The sequence below is a fragment of the Lentzea sp. NPDC006480 genome (assembly GCF_040611995.1).
In the GTDB taxonomy this organism is placed as follows: domain Bacteria; phylum Actinomycetota; class Actinomycetes; order Mycobacteriales; family Pseudonocardiaceae; genus Lentzea.
Genome location: NZ_JBEXPJ010000091.1, coordinates 25,990 through 33,095, shown reverse-complemented (window position 1 = coordinate 33,095; position 7,106 = coordinate 25,990). Strand labels below are relative to the sequence as shown.

4 protein-coding genes are annotated in these 7,106 nt (G+C 67.1%); all 4 read right to left on the bottom strand.

Features of this window, described 5'->3' with window-relative positions; genetic code table 11:
- Nucleotides 1-127: 127 nt before the first annotated feature.
- From ABZX92_RS29500 to chvE, 4 genes are read right to left on the bottom strand one after another with little or no spacing between them, the layout of a single operon-like run.
- Nucleotides 128-3,217 carry a family 43 glycosylhydrolase gene (locus ABZX92_RS29500; protein ID WP_355566259.1) on the bottom strand — a complete coding sequence of 1,030 codons (3,090 nt, stop codon included), beginning with the start codon at nucleotides 3,215-3,217 and terminating at the stop codon, nucleotides 128-130.
- Between the two features lie 32 nt (nucleotides 3,218-3,249).
- Complete coding sequence (gene mmsB, locus ABZX92_RS29495; protein WP_355566256.1) at nucleotides 3,250-4,464, bottom strand: multiple monosaccharide ABC transporter permease; 1,215 nt, start codon at nucleotides 4,462-4,464, stop codon at nucleotides 3,250-3,252.
- The gene (gene mmsA / locus ABZX92_RS29490; RefSeq protein WP_355566253.1) at nucleotides 4,461-5,987 is read right to left on the bottom strand and encodes a multiple monosaccharide ABC transporter ATP-binding protein; all 1,527 of its coding nucleotides are present in this window, start codon (nucleotides 5,985-5,987) and stop codon (nucleotides 4,461-4,463) included. The genes mmsB and mmsA overlap by 4 nt, the downstream gene beginning before the upstream one ends.
- A gap of 5 nt (nucleotides 5,988-5,992) precedes the next feature.
- A complete protein-coding gene (gene chvE / locus ABZX92_RS29485) occupies nucleotides 5,993-7,075 on the bottom strand; it encodes a multiple monosaccharide ABC transporter substrate-binding protein (RefSeq protein WP_355566250.1) in 1,083 nt (360 codons plus the stop codon).
- Nucleotides 7,076-7,106 lie beyond the last annotated feature (31 nt).

Genomic DNA, 7,106 nt, shown 5'->3' with positions numbered 1-7,106 from the left:
GTCTGCAAGTACCACCAACTCTTGATCAAATCGCCGCTGGTCACACCCAACCGGCCCTTCATGGACTTGGGCCGGGCAGGCCCGTGACCACCAGGCGGGCGTGACGCGCGCCCTTGGAAACAATCGTCTAGTCGAACCAGGCCCTGCAGTGCTGCGGCCGGATGCGTTGCGGGGACACGCTCTCCAGGGTCGGCACCACCGGCGCGATCGTGCCGTCCCGGTTGAACCTCATCCGGTCGATCGTGGTCTCGCGGTGCGTCCCGTCGCCGCCGGGGATGGCGAAGCGGTGGTACACCAGGTACCAGTCGTCGGTGCCGGGCACCTGCAGCATCGAGCTGTGCCCGGTGCCGAGGACGCCGATCTTCGGGTCCTTCTGCAGGATCAGGCCGCGGTTGGTGAACGGGCCGAGCGGGCTCGACGCGGTCGCGTAGCCGACTCGGTAGTTCTCGCTGCGGGTGTCGTCGACCGACCAGCTCAGGTAGTAGGTGCCCTTGCGCTGCACCATGAACAGGCCTTCGCGGAAGTCGTCGAGCCCGGTCAGCCGGGTGATCTTCGCGGCGTCGTAAGAGACCATGTCGGCGTTCAGCGGCACGACGTAGGCCTCGCCGTTGCCCCAGTACAGGTACGCCTGACCGGACTTGTCGAGGAACACCGCCGGGTCGATCGCCTGGCCACCACCGGGATTGCGCGCGATGAGAGGCTGGCCGGAGTCGACGAACGGGCCCGTTGGCGAGTCCGACACCGCGACCCCGATCTTGGCCTCGGCGCAGAAGTAGAAGTAGTACTTCCCGTTGCGCTCGGCGATCGTCGGCGCCCAGGCCCGGCTCTCCGCCCAGCTCACGTCCTGGCCGAGGTCGAGGATGACGCCCTCGTTCTTCCAGTCGACGAGGTTCTTCGACGACCACGCGGAGAACTTGGTGCCGCTCCAGCCGTCGAACCCGTCGGTCGTGGCGTAGATGTAGTACGTGTCGCCGAACGTCACGATGTTCGGGTCCGCGTTCAGGCCCGGCAACACCGGGCTGCGCATCTCGTGGGCTTCGACCGTCCACTCACGACGGTCGCCGGACGCGTTGGTGACGGTGAACTTCTTGGGCGAACGCAGATCGACCGTGCCACCGGGCGTGATCTTCGAACCGGGCGCGAGGCCGAACTTCGGGGAGAGCCGGCGCAGGTCGGTGCCCGGCTTGACCGGCAGGACCACGGTGTTCGCCGCGGCGTCGATCACCGCGGGAGCCTTGAGCGAGGCCAGTTCCACGGAGCTGATCACCGTGCTGTTCGACGGCAGCCCGGCCACCTCCGCACCCGACAGCGCGCGGTTGTAGAGCCGGACGTCCTTCATCTTGCCCAGGAGGTTCTTGTCCCCGGCGTACACCGAGCGGCCCAGGTAGTTCGCCGCCGTCACGCCGCCACCGATGTCGGACGGCTTGATCGTGGCGTTCGTCCGGCCGACCTCAACGCCGTCCAGGTACAACACTTCAACGCCGTTGCCGACGGTGAGCGTGACGTTCTTCCAGACTCCGCGCGGTAGTGCCTTGCCGGAGTTCACGCCCTGCTCGGTCGTCCAGTTCCCGGTCGCGATCGCGCCGCGATAGGTGTCACCGGTGCTGAACAGGTAGCCGTTGCCGACTCCGTTGGGCGCGGTGTTGCCGAACCCGTAGAGGAAGTACGGCGTCTGCTGGTTCGGATCGATGAGGACGTCCGCCGAGACGGTGACCGCCGAAGCGCCGGTCAGCATGTTGTTCGGCAGCTGGACGTGGCCGCCGCCCAGCGACAGAGCCCCACCGGACCACGACGCGTTGCCCGCGAGCACGCCGTCGTAACCGTGTCCGGTGGCGTCCGCCGCGACCGTGCCGGACGTGGCGTTGAGCGGCCAGTGCGCGACGAGGCCCTTCGAGTCGGCCTTGACCGGCGCCGGGGGAGCGGTGAGCCGGTTCAGCTCGGCCTGCGTGACCGGTAGAACCGTGCCGTGGCGCGGAGAAGCGGGCAGGTGCGCGTTGGCCGACATCGTCCACTTGCCGGACGCGAGATCGGTCGTCTCGAACGGAACGTACCCGCGGCCGCCGAACTCGTCGATGAACAGGTACCACTTGTTCTCGGTGTTGGACTTGAAGCCCGTCGGCCCCTCACCCGCGGAGAGTCCCGGGCTCGTCGAGGTGGCCTTGCCGATGCACTCCGCCACGAAGTCGTACTTCGGGTTGAGCAGGTCCGTCGACTTCTCCGCGGTGATGAACTTGCTGCACGGCGTCGTCGACGTGTTGTTCCGCTCGTCCTTCGTGTACCGGTAGTAGGTGCCGCCGTTCTCGATGACCGTCGAGTCGATCACGGAGTAGCCGGGGTCGATCCACACCTTCGGCGCGCTGAACGTCACGAAGTCGCGCGTCGTCGCGTACATCATGCGGTTGTAGGTGTTGCCGGTGTGGCCGGGATCGTTGTCCGCGTACAGCTTCGACGCCCAGTAGACGACGTAGGTGCCGCGCTTGGCGTCCCAGAAGGCTTCCGGCGCCCAGGTGTTGCCCGCGGTCGGCGGCGACACCTGCACGCTGCGCTGGCGCGACCAGTGCGAGAGGTCCGTCGACTCCCACACCATGATCGACCGGCTGCCGGTGCGCTGCGCCGCGTCCCAGCCGTTACCGCCGTTGATCTTCAGGTCCGTGGCGAGCAGGAAGAACTTGTCGCCCTCGGGGGAGCGGAGGATGAACGGGTCGCGCACGCCCAGTTCGCCCAGGCTGGACTTGAGGATCGGCTGGCCGTTGTTGACCTCGGTGAAGTTCAGCGGGTCGTTGCCGTTGCTGGCGGCGGCGTAGATCTGCTCGCCGTTCGGGCTGCCCTCACCGGTGAAGTAGAAGAAGCCGTAGCCCGCCAGCGGTTCCTTGGCGGGCAGGGGTGCCACCGTGGCCGTCAGCTTCCGGGTCGTGCTCTGGAACCCGCGACTGACTTTCGCGGTCAGCACCACCTTCGCCGGCTTCGCTCCGGTGGCGGGCCGGGTGACCTCACCGGTGGGAGTGATCACGGACCGGTTCGACGACGTCCACGTGACGGTGGTGTCGCCGGTTCCGGTGGTGGGCAGGCTCAGGTGCCCGCGAACATCGTCGATGTTGGGCACGGACAACGCGTCGGCGGCACTCTTGACCACCGACTCGGCCGCACTGGCGGGAACAGGGACCAGCGCGGCCGCGACCGCTACAACGACGCCGAGGCGACGCAGGGATAACAACATCGTTGTTGTCTGCCTTCCGGTTGAAAAAGGGGTCAGGCCCTTCTCTTGGTCCACACGTCGTAGGCGACCGCCGCGAGCAGGACCAGTCCCTTCACGAGCATCACGCGCTCACTGGGCGCGCCGATCAGCGACATGCCGTTGTTGATCACGCCCATGATCAGGCCGCCGGTGATCGCGCCGACGACCTTGCCGACGCCGCCCTGCACGGCCGCGCCGCCGATGAAGGCCGCCGCGATGGCGTCCAGCTCGAACGCCGTGCCCGCGGTCGGGCCGGCCTGGTTGAGCCGTCCCGCGAAGATGACGCCCGCGAGCGCGGCCAGCGCGCCCATGTTCACGAACACCCAGAACGTGACGGCCTTGACCTTCACGCCGGACAGCGTGGCGGCCTGCAGGTTGCCGCCGATCGAGTAGATGTGCCGTCCGAACACGGAGTTGTTGGCCATCAGCGAATAGCCGAGCGCGAGCGCCGCGAGCAGCACCAGCACCCACGGCAGGTTGCGGAACCGCGCCAGCTGCACCACGACGGCCAGCACGACGACGCCGGCGCCGACGATCTTCAGCGCGAACACCGGCAGCGGGTCGACGGTCTGGCCGTAGCCGAGCCGGGCGGCCCGCTTGCGCCACTGCGACAACGCGAAACCGGCGATGCAGGCGAGTCCGGCCAGCAGGCTGACCAGGTCGGCGCCGCCGAGCGGGCCGAGGCCGATGTTGCCGAGGTAGCCGCCGGTGAAGCCGTTCGACAGCGACCGGATCTCGTCCGGGAACGGGCCGATGCCCTGGTTTCCCAGCGTGGTCAGCGTCAACGCGCGGAACACCAGCATGCCCGCCAGCGTCACGATGAACGCCGGGATGCCGAAGTACGCGATCCAGTACCCTTGTGCCGCACCGATGATCGCACCTGCGATCAGGGTGAGCAGCACCGCGACCGGCCACGGGAGTCCCCAGCGGACGGTCAGCACCGCGCAGATCGCGCCCGTCAACGCCACCGTCGAGCCCACCGACAGGTCGATGTGCCCGCCGATGATCACCAGGATCATGCCGATCGCGAGGATCAGCACGTAGGAGTTCTGGACGATGATGTTCGAGATGTTCTGCGGCTGCAGCAGAGCACCGTCGGTCAGGAACGCGAAGAGCACCACGATGAGTGCGAACGCGACGTAGATGCCGGACTGCCGCAGGTTGATGGAGAACCGGCTCTGCGGAGCCTGCGGTGTGGTGACCGGGGTGGGCGCGGTCTGCGTGGTCATGAGTTCTGTCCTCGGGTCATGTACTGCATGAGGCCTTCCTGCGTCGCCTCCGCGCGGTCCACCTCACCGGTGATCCGGCCCTCGGAGAGCGCGTAGATCCGGTCGCACAGGCCGAGCAGCTCCGGCAGCTCGGACGAGATCACGAGCACCGCCCTGCCCTGCGCGGCCAGGTCGTTGATGATCGAGTAGATCTCGTACTTCGCGCCGACGTCGATGCCGCGGGTGGGCTCGTCGAGGATCAGCACGTCCGGATCGGTGAACATCCACTTGGCCAGCACGACCTTCTGCTGGTTGCCACCGGAGAGCGTGCCGACCTGGGTCGACACGGCCGGGGTGCGGATGCCCATCGAGCGGCGGAACCGCTCCGCGACCGAGAACTCCTCGTTCTCGTTCACCCAGCCCCTGTTCGCGAGCTTGCCCAGTGCCGCAGCGGAGACGTTGCGCTGCACGCCCTCGATCAGGTTGAGGCCGTAACGCTTGCGGTCCTCGCTGACGTACGCGAGGCCGTGCCGGATCGCCTCCTGGACGGTCCGGGTGTTGATCACCACGCCGTTCTTGAGCACCCGCCCCGAGATGTTCGTGCCGTACGAACGGCCGAACACGCTCATGGCGAGCTCGGTGCGGCCCGCGCCCATCAGCCCGGCGAGACCGACGATCTCGCCGCGTTTGATGGACAGCGTGGCGTTGTGCACGATCACGCGGTCCGGCTGGGCCGGGCTGTGCACGGTCCAGTCCTCGATGCGCAGCACCTCGTCGCCGATGTCGGGTGTGCGCGGCGGGAACCGGTGCTCCAGGTCGCGGCCGACCATGCCCGCGATGATCCGTTCCTCGCTCAGACCGTCCGCCGGAAGCGTTTCGATGGTCTTGCCGTCGCGCAGCACCGTGACGGTGTCGGCGATCCTGGTGACCTCGTTGAGCTTGTGCGAGATGATCACCGAGGTGATGCCCTGGTCCCGGAGACCGTCGAGCAGGTCCAGCAGGTGCTGCGAGTCGTCGTCGTTGAGCGCGGCCGTCGGCTCGTCCAGGATCAGCAGGCTGACCTCTTTGGACAGTGCCTTGGCGATCTCGACGAGCTGCTGCTTGCCGACACCCAGGTCGAAGACCTGCGTCGTGGGGTTCTCCCGGAGCCCCACGCGGTCCAGCAACGCCTGCGCCTCGTGGTTGGTGCGGTTCCAGTCGATGAACCCGCGCCGCGCTCTCTCGTTGCCCAGGAACAGGTTCTCCGCCACCGAGAGCTGGCCGCACAGCGCCAGCTCCTGGTGGATGATCACGATGCCCTTGCGCTCGCTGTCCCTGATGCCGTGGAACTCGCACGGTTCGCCGTTGAAGACGATCTCGCCCTCGTACGAACCGTGCGGGTGGACGCCGGACAGCACCTTCATCAGCGTGGACTTGCCCGCGCCGTTCTCTCCGCAGATCGCGTGGATCTCACCGCGCCGCACGGTCAGCGTGACCTCGTGCAGCGCGGTGACACCCGCGAACCTCTTGGTGATGCCGCGCATCGCCAGGATTTCGTCAGACACCGTGGTTACCTGAGCTGGTCGGCGGTGTAGTAGCCGGAGTCGATCAGTTCCTTCTGGTAGTTGGCCTTGTCGACGGTGACCGGCTGCAGCAGGTACGACGGCACGACCTTGACGCCGTTGTCGTAGTCCTTGGTGTTGTTCACCTCGGGCTTGCCGCCCTTGAGCACCGCGTCGGACATCGTCACGGTGACCTCGGCGAGCTTGCGGGTGTCCTTGTGGATCGTCGAGTACTGCTCACCGGCGATGATCGACTTCACCGACGCGACCTCGGCGTCCTGCCCGGTGACGATCGGGTAGGGCTGACCGGCCGTGCCGTAGCCGCTGCTCTTGAGCGCCGACAGGATGCCGATCGAGAGGCCGTCGTACGGGGACAGCACGCCGTCGACCTTGGCACCGCCGTAGGTCGAGGTGAGCAGGTCCTCCATGCGCTTCTGCGCGGTGGCCGGGTCCCAGCGCAGGATCGCGACGGTCTTGAAGTCCTTCTGGCCGGACTTGACCGTCAGCTTTCCCTGGTCGATCAGCGGCTGCAGCACGGACATGGCGCCGTTGAAGAAGAACGTGGCGTTGTTGTCGTCCGGCGAGCCCGCGAACAGCTCGACGTTGAACGGGCCCTCGCCCCGCGTCTTCAGCCCGGCGAGCAGCGAGGTCGCCTGCTCCACGCCGACCTTGAAGTTGTCGAAGGTGGCGTAGTAGTCGACGTTCGGGCTCTTGCGGATCAGCCGGTCGTAGGCGATCACCGGGATCTTGGCGTCCGCGGCCTGCTGCAGCTGCGACGTGATCGCGGTGCCGTCGATCGAGGCGACGATCAGGAGCTTGGCGCCCTTGGTGATCTGGTTCTCGATCTGGTTCGCCTGGGTGGGGATGTCGTTCTCCGCGTACTGGAGGTCGACCTTGTACCCCTTGCCCTCCAGGGCCTTCTTGATGTTGTCGCCGTCGTGGATCCACCGTTCCGACGACCGCGTCGGCATGGTCACGCCCACGAGCGCGCCGTCACTCGAACCGCTCTTCTGGTCGACCGTCTTCTCTGCCGAACCGCAGGCCGACAGCGTGAGAACCAGCGCGGCGGCGGCGATGTGCGGGAGCCTCATAGGCGGCGAGTGTTATCGCTAACATCACTCA